This window comes from Streptomyces sp. NPDC047081 (assembly GCF_040643775.1).
Lineage (GTDB): Bacteria > Actinomycetota > Actinomycetes > Streptomycetales > Streptomycetaceae > Streptomyces.
Genome location: NZ_JBEYUY010000014.1, coordinates 208,155 through 220,035, shown reverse-complemented (window position 1 = coordinate 220,035; position 11,881 = coordinate 208,155). Strand labels below are relative to the sequence as shown.

Genomic DNA, 11,881 nt, shown 5'->3' with positions numbered 1-11,881 from the left:
GCGGCTGGCCGGCTTCCGCTAGCCGACCAGCCGCAGTGACCTCTCCGCCACTCCGACCCGGACCGACTGCCCCCAGGTCAGCTCCAGCGCATCGCCTTCCATCCCGTCCCCGAAGGCGATCAACCGCTCTGATTCCACGGTGAGTTGGAGGCCGGCGGAGGCGGAGAGCTGGCCGGACACCAGGGTCGTGCCGGTGGCCGGGGACGGCCATGCCTCGCGTACGAACCAGAGCAGGCGGTCATCGGTGGGGCGGGGGAGGGGCAGTGTGCCGCCCCGCTCGTGCCAGACCGACCTGATCCAGCCGGTCGCCCCGGTCCCCGTGCCCACCAGCACCCCGGACGATGCCTGGGCCTCGACGACACCCCCGTCGTCCTCGAGGCCCAGGCGGTATCTGGCCGTCTGGTGTCCGGCGGCGCCCAGGTAGATCTCGTTCAGCGCGAGGATGCGCTGGGTGTCGTCGGCGACCGCCTCGACCATGGTGAGTTCGTCGACCGACCGGCTCGTGGATGTGAGCAGTCCGGCCGCGTCCTGCGGGCGGTGCCGTACCAGCACGCCGGGGTTGCGGCCGGGGTCGGAGTCGATGCCCAACACCGGCTGCCCGGACAGGTACTTGGCCACGTTCGCCACCAGTCCGTCCTGGCCGACCACGACCACGACGTCCTCCGGCGCGAACAGGAAACGGTCCAAGTCGGCCCGCTCGACCCGGGTCTGACGCCAGGTCAGCGGGATCGCCGCCGTCACCTCCGCGAGCGCGCGGCGAGTACGCCGGTGCCGCTCGGCGACCTCCTCGATGTCCCGCCCCCGGGTGGAGAGGAAGAAGGCGGCCTGCCCGTGGGTGCCGTGGTGGGCCACCAACTCCTCGTACTCCGTGGTGCGGTGGACCAGGACGACGCGGGGCGCGAGGCTCACGCCGGTTCCCCGTTGCCCAGCCTCGCCAGCAGCCCGGTCAGCACGTCCGGCGAGATCGTCACGCTGTCGATGTTCGGCAGGTTCTCCGCGAGCCGGGTCCCGGTGAGGGCGTGCAGGGTCGCGACGTCGACCTCGCCGTGCACGCGCAGCCACGCCGCCTGGGCCGCTGCCCGTGCCTCGCCGACCTCACGCGCGCCCTCGGCCTCCGCCCGGGCCAGCCGTACCGACCGCGCGGCCTCGGCATCGGCGAGTCTGACCGTCCGGGCCGCCTCCGCCTCCGCCCGTACCGCGTCCGCCGCCGCGTGCTCCTCGGCCTCCCGGCGGGCGTTCGTACCCTTCTGCTCGACCAACTGCTCCTCTCGGCGGGCCAGTTCGATCTGGCTGGCCAGTTCGTTCTCGGCGATCGTGCGCTCCCGCTCGACCGCCACCGCCCGCCGCTCGTACGTCGCCCGGTCGGCCTCCTGCTGGATCTGCTCGCGCGCCGGAGTGCGCAACGCCCGCTCCACCTCGGGCTCCGGCCGCAGCGCGACCACCCGCACCGCGACCACCTCGATGCCGGTCGCCGGCAGCCGCGGCTCCGCCCCCAGCCCCGCCGCGACCCGCTCCCGCACCGCCGCCACCCCGTCCACCAGCGCCGCCGACAACGACGTACGGGCGAGGACGTCCAGCGCGTGCTGCTGAGCCGTCTCCGTGAGCAGTGTGCCGAGTTGTTCCAGGGGCGTACCGCGCCACACGCCCGTGTCCGGGTCCACGGAGAAGTCGAGGCGGGCCGCGGCCAGCGCCGGGTCGCTGATCCGGTACGTCACCGTCGCCTGCACCGCCACGTCCTGGAAGTCGGACGTACGGGCATGGAAGGTCATCGCCAACTCGCGATCGTCGACCGGCACTTCGGACAGCGCGGCGGTCAGCGCGCGGTACCAGAAGCTGAGCCCCGGCCCGTCGTGCAGCAGCTTGCCGCCTCTGTGGTGCCGGATGTGCGCGGTCGGTGCCCCGCGCAGATGGCGCCAGCCCAGGCGCCGGGTGATGTCGGCCATCGGACCCCCTCGTTCTCGTCTCCTCGACGATAACCGTCGTAGCCGATTATCGTCAAGAGGACGAGAACAGGAAATCGAAGAAACTGCCGATCGGCGGGTCAAGACGGCTCCCGGTGGTCAGGATGGAGGCATGGCATTCCATGTCGACTCCGAGGCCGGGCGGCTGCGCCGCGTCATCCTGCACCGGCCGGATCTGGAGCTCAAAAGGCTCACCCCCAGCAACAAGGACGCCCTGCTCTTCGACGATGTGCTGTGGGTGCGCCGGGCGCGCGCCGAGCACGACGGCTTCGCGGACGTCCTGCGCGACCGCGGCGTCGCCGTCCACCTCTTCGGCGACCTGCTCACCGAGGCCCTGGCGATCCCGGCGGCCCGCACCCTCGTACTGGACCGCGTCTTCGACGAGAAGGAGTACGGGGTCCTCGCCACCGACCACCTCAGGGCCGCGTTCGAGACGCTGCCCGCGCCGGAGCTGGCCGAGGCGCTCGTCGGCGGTATGACCAAGCGCGAGTTCCTGGACGCCCACCCGGAGCCCACCTCCGTGCGCTTCCACGTCATGGACCTCGACGAGTTCCTGCTCGGCCCGCTGCCGAACCACCTCTTCACCCGGGACACCTCGGCCTGGATCTACGACGGCGTCTCCATCAACGCCATGCGCTGGCCGGCCCGGCAGCGCGAGACGGTCCACTTCGAGGCGATCTACCGGCACCACCCCCTCTTCCGCGACGAGACCTTCCGCACCTGGTCCGAGGGGCAGGCCGACTACCCGTCCACCATCGAGGGCGGGGACGTCCTGGTCATCGGCAACGGCGCCGTCCTCATCGGCATGAGCGAGCGGACCACCCCGCAGGCCGTCGAGATGCTCGCGCACAAGCTCTTCGAGGCCGGCTCCGCGCAGACGATCGTGGCGCTCGACATGCCCAAGCGCCGCGCCTTCATGCACCTCGACACCGTGATGACGATGGTCGACGGCGACACCTTCACCCAGTACGCGGGCCTCGGCATGCTCCGCTCGTACACCATCGAACCGGGCGTCGGCGACAAGGAGCTCAAGGTCACCGACCATCCGCCGGAGCACATGCACCGCGCGATCGCCGCCGCCCTCGGCCTGAGCGAGATCCGCGTCCTGACCGCGACCCAGGACGTGCACGCCGCCGAGCGCGAGCAGTGGGACGACGGCTGCAACGTACTGGCCGTCGAGCCCGGCGTCGTCGTCGCCTACGAGCGCAACGCCACCACCAACGCCCATCTGCGCAAGCAGGGCATCGAGGTCATCGAGATCCCGGGCAGCGAGCTGGGGCGGGGGAGGGGCGGGCCGCGCTGTATGAGCTGTCCGGTCGAACGCGAGGCCGTGTAGAGCTGTACAGAGTCGAACGCGTCTGCATGGAAATGCGCCTGTATAGAAATGCGAAACATCGTATAGAGTTCCAGGGTAGACGTTCCCGCATTCCTGGAGTCCTCCCATGGCGACAGTCCCGACCGCCCTCGCCGGGCGCCACTTCCTCAAGGAGCTCGACTTCACGAGGGAGGAGTTCCTCGGCCTCGTCGAGCTGGCCGCCGAGCTGAAGGCCGCCAAGAAGACCGGGACCGAGACGCGGTACCTGACCGGCAAGAACATCGCGCTGGTCTTCGAGAAGACCTCGACGCGCACGCGCTGCGCGTTCGAGGTCGCCGCCGCGGACCAGGGCGCCTCGACGACGTATCTCGACCCGTCGGGCTCGCAGATCGGGCACAAGGAGTCCGTGAAGGACACCGCGCGTGTGCTGGGGCGGATGTACGACGGGATCGAGTACCGCGGGCACGGCCAGGGCGTCGTCGAGGAGCTGGCCGCGTTCGCCGGGGTCCCCGTCTACAACGGGCTGACCGACGAGTGGCACCCCACCCAGATGCTGGCCGACGTGCTCACCATGACCGAGCACAGCGACAAGGCACCGGCCGAGATGGCCTTCGCCTACCTCGGCGACGCCCGCTACAACATGGGCAACTCGTACCTGGTCACCGGCGCCCTGCTCGGCATGGACGTCCGGATCGTCGCGCCCCGGCTGCTGTGGCCGGACGAGACGATCGTGGAGCTGGCCCAGCAGCTCGCCGCCGCCTCCGGCGCCACCGTCACGCTCACCGAGGACGTGAAGGAGGGTGTCCGCGGAGCCGACTTCATCGCCACGGACGTATGGGTGTCGATGGGCGAGCCCAAGGAGGTCTGGGACGAGCGCATAGGGCTGCTCGGCCCGTACGCCGTGACCATGGACGTCCTGCGCGCCACCGGCAACCCAGACGTGAAGTTCCTGCACTGTCTGCCGGCCTTCCACGACCTCGGCACCGATGTCGGCCGGGAGATCCACGAGCGCCATGGGCTGAGCGAGCTGGAGGTCACGGACGAGGTGTTCGAGTCCGAGCACTCGGTGGTCTTCGACGAGGCCGAGAATCGTATGCACACCATCAAGGCCGTGCTGGTCGCGACCCTCGCCTGATCAGCCGCGGCTCACGCCGGATTCCACTGCGGCGGGACGACCGGCAGCCGGAACCACACCGCCTTGCCGGACTCGGTCGGGCGGTGCCCGCACGACGAGCTGAGCGCGCGGATCAGCAGCAGGCCGCGCCCGTGCTCCTGCCAGGGGTCGGGCGCCTGGCCGTCGGGGCGGGTGAGATTGCCGGGCGGGGCCGGGTCCGGGTCGTGCACCTCGACCTGGCAGCCGCCGGGCAGCAGCTCGACGACGAGCTCTATCGGCGACTCGCCGGCCGTGTGCTCCACGGCGTTGGCGACCAGCTCCGCCGTGAGCAGTTCCGCGGTGTCGCTGTCCGCCCCGTGCTCCAGATCCGCCAGCGCCGTGCGCACCAGCGCACGGGCCACGGGCACGGCCGCGGCGGAGTGCGGCAGCGCGATGCGCCAGGAGGCGGAGGAGGCGGGGCGTTCTTGCAAGGCGGGTCCGTTCATGAGCAGGCTGTCCTGCTTTCAACCTTATGAATGGTACGGCGCCGTCGGCAGAGGCGTCCGGCGGGCACCGCGCGGGACCTTCGGCCCCGTTGCCGAGCGGCTTACCCGTAGGAACGGCTTGCCTCGCGCGACAGCTCCCGTTGTTACCGCGTTATTGACGACCGGTGACAATGACCCTCGCCGACGGGCTTGTGTCGCCATCCTGACGACAGTCACGAACAGGTGATAACTTCGAAACGTGTCCGCGCCACCGTCCGAGGAGGCCGCACGTCATGAGTCCCTTCACCGGCTCCGCCGCCCGCACCGAGCGCTGGGAGCACCTACGCGTCGACCTCACCGAGGGCGTCGCGACCGTCACCCTCGCCCGCCCCGACAAACTCAACGCCCTCACCTTCGGCGCCTACGCCGACCTGCGCGATCTGCTCGCCGAGCTGTCCCGTGCGCGCTCCGTACGGGCCCTGGTCCTGGCCGGCGAGGGCCGCGGCTTCTGCTCCGGCGGCGACGTCGACGAGATCATCGGCGCGACCCTGTCCATGGACACGGCCCAACTCCTCGACTTCAACCGCATGACCGGCCAGACGGTCCGGGCGATACGGGAGTGCCCGTTCCCGGTGATCGCGGCGGTGCACGGAGTGGCGGCCGGCGCGGGAGCGGTCCTGGCCCTGGCAGCGGACTTCCGCGTGGCCGACCCCACGTCCCGCTTCGCCTTCCTCTTCACGAGGGTCGGCCTCTCAGGCGGCGACATGGGAGCGGCCTACCTCCTCCCGAGGGTTGTAGGCCTGGGCCACGCGACCCGCCTGCTGATGCTGGGCGAACCGGTCCGGGCCCCGGAGGCCGAGCGCATCGGCCTCATCAGCGAACTGACGGAAGAGGGCGGAGCGGACGAGGCGGCCTCGGCGCTGGCCCGCCGCCTGGCCGACGGCCCGGCCCTGGCGTACGCCCAGACGAAGGCTCTGCTGACGGCGGAGCTGGACATGCCGCTCGCCGCCTCGGTGGAACTGGACGCGTCGACGCAGGCACTGCTGATGAACGGCGAGGACTACGCGGAGTTCCACGCGGCGTTCACCGAGAAGAGGCCGCCGAAGTGGCAGGGGAGGTGAGGTCGCGATGCGCATCGCGATCATCGGCGGCGGCCCCGGCGGCCTCTACGCCGCCGCCCTCCTCAAACGCCTTGAACCGTCCCGCGAAATCACCGTCTGGGAACGCAACGCCCCCGACGACACCTTCGGCTTCGGAGTAGTCCTCTCCGACGAAACCCTCGGCGGCATAGAACACGCGGACCCCGCCGTATTCGAGGCCATGCAACAGCACTTCACCCGCTGGGACGACATAGACATCGTCCACCGAGGCACCCGCCAGACCTCCGGAGGCCACGGCTTCGCCGCCCTCGGCAGAAAACGCCTCCTGGAGATCCTCCACACCCGCTGCCGAGACCTCGGCGTAGACCTCCGCTTCCGCTCCGAGGCCCCCTACCCCGAGTGGCTCGCCGAGACATACGACCTGGTCATCGCCGCTGACGGAGTCCACAGCGCCACCCGCGAGGCCTACGCCCAAGCCTTCCGCCCCCACCTGACCACCCACCGCTGCCGCTACATCTGGCTCGCCGCCGACTTCGCCTTCGACGCCTTCCGCTTCGAGATCGCCGAGACCGAACACGGCGTGATGCAACTGCACGGCTACCCCTACGCCCCCGACGCCTCCACCGTGATCGTCGAGATGCACGAGGACGTCTGGCGCGCGGCCGGCTTCGAGGACGCCGACGAGACCGAGTCCGTGGAACGCTGCGCCAAGATCTTCGCGGAAGCGCTCGGCGGCCGCCCCCTGCACTCCAACAAGTCGGCCTGGACCACTTTCCGCACGGTCACCAACGAACGCTGGTCCCACGGCAACATCGTCCTGCTGGGCGACGCCGCCCACACCGCCCACTTCTCCATCGGCTCCGGCACCAAACTCGCCGTCGAGGACGCCCTCGCCCTCGCCGCCTGCATGCGGGAACAGCCCTCCCTCGACAAGGCGCTCGCCGCGTACGAGGAGGAGCGCAGGCCCGTCGTCGCCTCCACCCAGCGTGCCGCCCGCGCCAGCCTGGAGTGGTTCGAGAACCTCGGCCTCTACCTCGACCAGCCGCCCCGCCAGTTCGCCTTCGACCTCCTCACCCGCAGCCGCCGCGTCACCCACGACAACCTCCGCCTGCGCGACGCCCGCTTCACCGGCGCCGTGGAGCGCGAGTTCGGCTGCCCGCCCGGCACGCCCCCGATGTTCACGCCGTTCCGGCTGCGCGGCCTCACCCTGCGCAACCGGGTCGTCGTATCGCCGATGGACATGTACTCGGCGGTCGACGGCGTCCCCGGCGACTTCCACCTCGTCCACCTCGGCGCGCGCGCCCTCGGCGGCGCCGGACTCGTCATGACCGAGATGGTGTGCGTGAGCGAGGAGGGCCGGATCACCCCCGGCTGCACCGGCCTCTACACCGGCCGGCAGGCCGAGTCCTGGAAGCGGATCACCGACTTCGTGCATGCGCAGTCGCCCGGCACGGCGATCGGCGTGCAGCTCGGCCACTCGGGCCGCAAGGGCTCGACGAAGCTGATGTGGGAGGGCATGGACGAACCCCTCCCCGACGGCAACTGGCCCCTCGTGGCCGCCTCCGCACTGCCGTACAAGCCCGGCAGTCAGACCCCGCGCGAGCTGACCCGCGCCCAACTCACCGACATCCGCGAGCAGTTCACCTCCGCGGCCTGGCGGGCCGCCCGCGCCGGTTTCGACCTGCTCGAACTCCACTGCGCGCACGGCTACTTGCTCTCCGGCTTCCTCTCCCCGCTCACCAACCACCGCACCGACGCCTACGGCGGCTCCCCGGAGAAGCGGCTCCGCTTCCCGCTGGAGGTCTTCGACGCGATCCGGGGCGTCTGGCCGGAGGAACGGCCCATGACCGTCCGTATCTCCGCCACCGACTGGGCCGAGGGCGGCAATTCGGCCGAGGACGCCGTGGCGATCGCCCGCGCCTTCGCCGCGCACGGCGCCGACGCGATCGACGTGTCGACCGGGCAGGTCGTGGCCGAGGAGCAGCCGGAGTTCGGGCGGTCGTACCAGACGCCCTACGCGGACCGGATCCGGCACACCGTCGGCATCCCCGTGATCGCTGTCGGCGCGATCTCCTCCTGGGACGACGTCAACTCCCTGATCCTGGCCGGGCGTACGGACCTGTGCGCCCTCGCCCGCCCGCACCTCTACGACCCGCACTGGACCCTGCACGCGGCCGCCGAGCAGGGTTACGACGGCCCGGGCGCCGTCTGGCCCGACCCGTACCGCGCGGGCAGCCGCCGCCCCCGGACCGGACGCATGGACGCCCCCAAGCCCCGCCTGACGCTGGGGACTTGAGGGCGCCGGTGCCGCCGGCAGGGTTACGGCAGCTCGACCATCCCCGCGGTCAGCGTCGCGCCGTCCGCCGGGTCGATCAGGATGAACGCGCCGGTGCGGCGGGAGACCGCGTAGTCGTCCAGCGCGAGGGGCTCGGCGGTGCGCACCGTGACGCGGCCGAGGTCGTTCGCGGTCAACTCGGCCGCTCCGCCGAGGTCCTTGACGATCGCCTTCACGGTCCGGGCGGTGTGCCGCAGCAGCACCCGGTCGCCGACCCGCAGCGGGCGGTCGGCCAGATGGCACACGGCCGCCCGGACGTCCTGCGTGAGCATCGGGGAGCCCGTCCCCGCCGTGATCATGTCGCCGCGGGAGATGTCCCGCTGGTCGGCGAGGCGCACACTGATCGACTGCGGCGCGTGTGCCGTCTCCTGCGGGACACCGAGCACGTCGATGCCGGTGATCTCGCTGGTCTCGCCGGACGGGTGCACGACGACCCGGTCGCCGACCCGCAGCTCGCCGGAGACCAACTGCCCCGCGTAGTAACGGAGTTCGCCGTGCCGGATGACGTACTGCACGGGGAAGCGGGCCGGGGCGTCCGTGTCCGAGCCGCTGCCGACGGGCACGTTCTCCAGGAACTCCAGCAGCGCCGGACCGGCGTACCAGTCCATGTGCGCCGAGCGGTCCACGACGTTGTCGCCGACGAGCGCCGAGACCGGGATCGGGGTGAAGCCGGGCAGGTCCAACTCGGCGGCGAGGCCCGCGAAGTCCTCGACGATGTGCTCGAAGACCTGCTGCTCGTAGCCGACCAGGTCCATCTTGTTGACGGCGAGGACCACGTGCGGGACGCGCAGCAGCCCGGCCACGGCGGCGTGCCTGCGGGTCTGCTCGACGACCCCGTTGCGCGCGTCGACCAGGACGATCGCGAGCTCGGCGGTCGACGCGCCCGTGACCATGTTCCGCGTGTACTGCACGTGCCCGGGGGTGTCGGCGAGGATGAACCGGCGCTTGGGCGTGGCGAAGTAGCGGTAGGCGACGTCGATGGTGATGCCCTGCTCGCGCTCGGCGCGCAGGCCGTCGGTGAGGAGGGCCAGGTCGGGGGCTTCCTGGCCGCGGTTGCGGGAGGCGTGCTCGACGGCCTCCAGCTGGTCGGCGAGGACCGACTTGGAGTCGTGCAGCAGGCGGCCGACGAGGGTGGACTTGCCGTCGTCGACGGAGCCCGCGGTGGCGAACCGAAGCGTGTCGATGGTCGTGCCGGTCATGACTAGAAATACCCTTCGCGCTTGCGGTCTTCCATCGCGGCCTCGGACAGCTTGTCGTCGGCGCGGGTGGCGCCGCGCTCGGTGAGCCGGGAGGCGGCGATCTCGGCGATCACCTTCTCGATGGTGTCCGCATCGGAGTCGACGGCACCGGTGCAGGACATGTCGCCGACCGTGCGGTAACGCACCTGCCGCTTCTCGACGGTCTCGCCCGCCTTGGGCCCGCCCCACTCACCGGCGGTCAGCCACATGCCGCCGCGCCGGAAGACCTCGCGGTGATGGGCGTAGTAGATCTCGGGCAGCTCGATCCGCTCGCGGGCGATGTACTGCCAGACGTCCAGCTCGGTCCAGTTGGACAGCGGGAACACGCGGACGTGCTCGCCCGGCGCGTGCCGCCCGTTGTAGAGGTTCCACAGCTCGGGCCGCTGCCGGCGCGGGTCCCACTGCGAGAACTCGTCGCGCAGCGAGAACACCCGCTCCTTGGCGCGGGCCTTCTCCTCGTCGCGCCGTCCGCCGCCGAAGACCGCGTCGAAGCGCTCGCTCTGGATCTTCTCGGTCAGCGGGAGGGTCTGCAGCGGGTTACGGGTCCCGTCGGGACGTTCGCGCAGCACACCCCGGTCGATGTAGTCCTGTACGGAGGCCACATGGAGGCGCAGCCCATGTGTGGCGACCACACGGTCCCGGTAGTCGAGCACCTCGGGGAAGTTGTGCCCGGTGTCGACATGCAGCAGCGTGAAGGGGATCGCGGCCGGCGCGAACGCCTTCAGCGCCAGGTGCAGCATGACGATGGAGTCCTTGCCGCCGGAGAACAGGATCACCGGCCGCTCGAACTCGCCCGCCACCTCGCGGAAGATGTGGACGGCCTCGGACTCCAGCGCGTCCAGGTGGGAGAGGCTGAACCCGGTCACACCAGCCCCCGCTCCGCCAGCACCGCGTACACGGCGTCGGCCGACTGCTGCGGCGACTGCTCCTGCGTCGGCAGCACGAGATCCGGGTCGACCGGCGGCTCGTACGGGTCGTCGACCCCGGTCAGCCCGGTGAGCTGGCCCGCGGCCTGGCGGGCGTACAGCCCCTTCACGTCCCGCTCGCTGCACACCTCGACCGGGGTGGCGACATGCACCTCGATGTACGGCGTCGAGCTGGCGTCGTGCCGCTTGCGGACCGCCTCGCGGCTGTCGGCGTACGGTGCGATGACCGGGACGACGGACAGCACGCCGTTGCGCGCGAGGACCTCGGAGACCAGGCCGATGCGCTGCACGTTCGTGTTGCGGTCCTCGCGCGAGAAGCCGAGCCCCGCGGAGAGGAAACGGCGTATCTCGTCCCCGTCGAGGACCTCCACGCGATGCCCCTCGGCCTTGAGTCGATCGCCGAGCAGTCTGGCGATCGTCGTCTTGCCCGCGCTGGGCAGCCCGGTCAGCCAGACCGTGGCTCCCGGAGCCTTTGCCGCTGTGGTCATCCGCAACAGTCCTCTTTTTTCTTACCCGGCTTACGACCCGGTGCACGCTAGGTAAGAAATCTGAGAAGAGGGACTGAAGAGGCTGAGGGTTCCCTTAGGGACCTGTGAAGTGTGAGAGATCACATCCGGCGAAGAGCGCCCCGGCGTCCCTCAGGCGCTCGTGCAGCTTCCGGAAGACGGTCGCCGAGCGTACTCCCGGCCAGTCCTCGGGGAGCAGGCGGGCGGGCAGCCCGGGGTCGGTGTAGGGGAGGTGGCGCCAGGAGTCGAGGGCGAGGAGGTAGTCGCGGTACGCCTCCTCGGGCGGGGTGTCCTCCCGCTGCTCCCAGGCGTGCAGCACGGGCCCGTGCCGGTCCAGGAACGCCTCGTGCTCCTTGGCGATCGCTGCCAGGTCCCACCAGCGGGCGACCGACTCGACGGTCGCGGCGAAGCCGAGATGCTCACCGCGGAACAGGTCGACGTACGGGTCCAGGTGCAGGCGGCGCAGGGTGTGCCGGGTCTCCTCGTACAGCCGGGCCGGGGCGATCCACACGCCGGGCGCCGCCGTGCCGAAGCCGAGCCCGGCGAGGCGCGAGCGCAGCACATGACGTTTCTGCCGCTCCGACTCCGGCACCGAGAACACGGCGAGCACCCAGCCCTCGTTCTCGGGCGGTGCGCCGGCGTAGATGCGCCGGTCGCCGTCGACGAGCAACTGGCGGGCGTCCGGTGACAGTTCGTACCCGGCCGCGCCCTCGGCCGTGCGGGCCGGCAGCAGCAGACCGCGGCGTTTGAGGCGCGACACCGAGGAGCGTACGGAAGGGGCGTCCACGCCGACCGCGGCGAGGAGCCGGATCAGTTCCGCGACCGGTACCGGGCCCGGGACATAGCGGCCGTAGGCGCCGTAGAGCGTGACGATGAGAGACCGTGGTGCATGCTGGTCGGACACGTTGATCATCTTAGGTCG

At 71.0% G+C, this 11,881-nt stretch carries 11 protein-coding genes; 4 read left to right on the top strand and 7 right to left on the bottom strand.

Going from position 1 to position 11,881, the window contains the following annotated elements; all coding sequences use genetic code 11:
• Window positions 1–18: 18 nt before the first annotated feature.
• Both ABZ848_RS26625 and ABZ848_RS26620 read right to left on the bottom strand, forming a co-directional pair.
• The gene (locus ABZ848_RS26625) at window positions 19–909 is read right to left on the bottom strand and encodes a hypothetical protein (protein WP_360835849.1); all 891 of its coding nucleotides are present in this window, start codon (window positions 907–909) and stop codon (window positions 19–21) included.
• Window positions 906–1,943, bottom strand: a complete 1,038-nt coding sequence (locus tag ABZ848_RS26620) for an SPFH domain-containing protein (RefSeq protein WP_360835848.1) — start codon at window positions 1,941–1,943, stop codon at window positions 906–908. The genes ABZ848_RS26625 and ABZ848_RS26620 overlap by 4 nt, the downstream gene beginning before the upstream one ends.
• 130 nt (window positions 1,944–2,073) lie before the next feature.
• Here ABZ848_RS26620 and ABZ848_RS26615 point away from each other — a divergent pair, with 130 nt between their 5' ends.
• Window positions 2,074–3,297 (top strand): arginine deiminase, encoded by a 1,224-nt coding sequence (locus ABZ848_RS26615; protein WP_360835847.1) that lies wholly within the window; start codon window positions 2,074–2,076, stop codon window positions 3,295–3,297.
• A gap of 106 nt (window positions 3,298–3,403) precedes the next feature.
• A complete protein-coding gene (gene argF, locus ABZ848_RS26610) occupies window positions 3,404–4,411 on the top strand; it encodes an ornithine carbamoyltransferase (RefSeq protein WP_360835846.1) in 1,008 nt (335 codons plus the stop codon).
• Between the two features lie 11 nt (window positions 4,412–4,422).
• Here the strand turns inward: argF and ABZ848_RS26605 are convergent, their stop codons facing one another.
• A complete protein-coding gene (locus ABZ848_RS26605) occupies window positions 4,423–4,875 on the bottom strand; it encodes an ATP-binding protein (RefSeq protein WP_360835845.1) in 453 nt (150 codons plus the stop codon).
• A gap of 272 nt (window positions 4,876–5,147) precedes the next feature.
• Between ABZ848_RS26605 and ABZ848_RS26600 the strand changes: the two genes are divergently transcribed.
• Together ABZ848_RS26600 and ABZ848_RS26595 are read left to right on the top strand one after the other, a co-directional pair.
• Complete coding sequence (locus tag ABZ848_RS26600; protein ID WP_360835844.1) at window positions 5,148–5,975, top strand: enoyl-CoA hydratase family protein; 828 nt, start codon at window positions 5,148–5,150, stop codon at window positions 5,973–5,975.
• A gap of 7 nt (window positions 5,976–5,982) precedes the next feature.
• Entirely contained in the window at window positions 5,983–8,250 is a 2,268-nt protein-coding gene (locus ABZ848_RS26595) for a bifunctional salicylyl-CoA 5-hydroxylase/oxidoreductase (protein WP_360835843.1), read from the top strand.
• Window positions 8,251–8,273: 23 nt separating this feature from the next.
• Here ABZ848_RS26595 and ABZ848_RS26590 read toward each other — a convergent pair whose 3' ends face one another.
• From ABZ848_RS26590 to ABZ848_RS26575, 4 genes are all read right to left on the bottom strand, one after another.
• Window positions 8,274–9,488: a GTP-binding protein gene (locus tag ABZ848_RS26590; RefSeq protein ID WP_360835842.1), complete on the bottom strand. Its 1,215-nt coding sequence runs from the start codon at window positions 9,486–9,488 to the stop codon at window positions 8,274–8,276.
• Window positions 9,489–9,490: 2 nt separating this feature from the next.
• Complete coding sequence (gene cysD, locus ABZ848_RS26585) at window positions 9,491–10,393, bottom strand: sulfate adenylyltransferase subunit CysD (RefSeq protein WP_360835841.1); 903 nt, start codon at window positions 10,391–10,393, stop codon at window positions 9,491–9,493.
• On the bottom strand, window positions 10,390–10,941 hold the full coding sequence (gene cysC / locus ABZ848_RS26580) for an adenylyl-sulfate kinase (RefSeq protein ID WP_360835840.1): 552 nt from the start codon (window positions 10,939–10,941) through the stop codon (window positions 10,390–10,392). The genes cysD and cysC overlap by 4 nt, the downstream gene beginning before the upstream one ends.
• Before the next feature lie 94 nt (window positions 10,942–11,035).
• Window positions 11,036–11,872: a PaaX family transcriptional regulator C-terminal domain-containing protein gene (locus ABZ848_RS26575; protein WP_360835839.1), complete on the bottom strand. Its 837-nt coding sequence runs from the start codon at window positions 11,870–11,872 to the stop codon at window positions 11,036–11,038.
• Between the last annotated feature and the right edge of the window lie 9 nt (window positions 11,873–11,881).